Here is a 585-nt window from a genome sequence, read left to right on the forward strand (position 1 = left end):
GAGTGTTTCATTTCAGGATCAAGTTTCAGAGAGGGTTTAAACTTTATCAGGAAATTATCTGGTCTGTTTTCTCCAGTTTTTTCTCTGTTGATTGAAGAAATGTGAATAGCTCTTTCCATTATTTTATTTAAACAATATATATTTTTTCAAAAGATCATTTAATGTTTTTTTTGTGATGATTTTAAGTTGATGAAGAAGATGCGCGATTTGAGAGAACTCTTGCTTTACACAGTTATTACCAGCAAAGATGGAGCCGGCAAGTAATTCAAGTCTGTCGACAAGTTGTTGAGGGTTATTGAAATGGATGATGCCAATGCCTGTTATTTTTTTATAATTTCTGAGTCGCCCCATATTATTGATAAGAATTTGCATGATATTATATTCTCTGATAAGTTCTTTAGATTTATCTTTTGCTCGTTGTCCTTTAATTGGAAAAGCTAAAATCAAACATGTAAGAGTATCTTTTTTGTATTCTGCAACATTTTTAATAGATTTTTTAAGATTGGCTCTCTCTTCCTTTCCTTTTTCAAAAGCTTTTTGTAATTCACCCAAACTTGAATCTTTATATTTACTTGGAAGTTTGAG

The 585-nt window shown here is 30.6% G+C and carries 1 protein-coding gene; it reads right to left on the minus strand.

From position 1 onward, the window contains the following. Positions 1–123: 123 nt before the first annotated feature. Positions 124–585 (minus strand): hypothetical protein (locus OIF36_04860; protein MCV6599784.1); only part of this gene is annotated, 462 nt, incomplete at its 5' end.

Source organism: Alphaproteobacteria bacterium (genome assembly GCA_025800285.1).
Taxonomy (GTDB): domain Bacteria; phylum Pseudomonadota; class Alphaproteobacteria; order JAOXRX01; family JAOXRX01; genus JAOXRX01.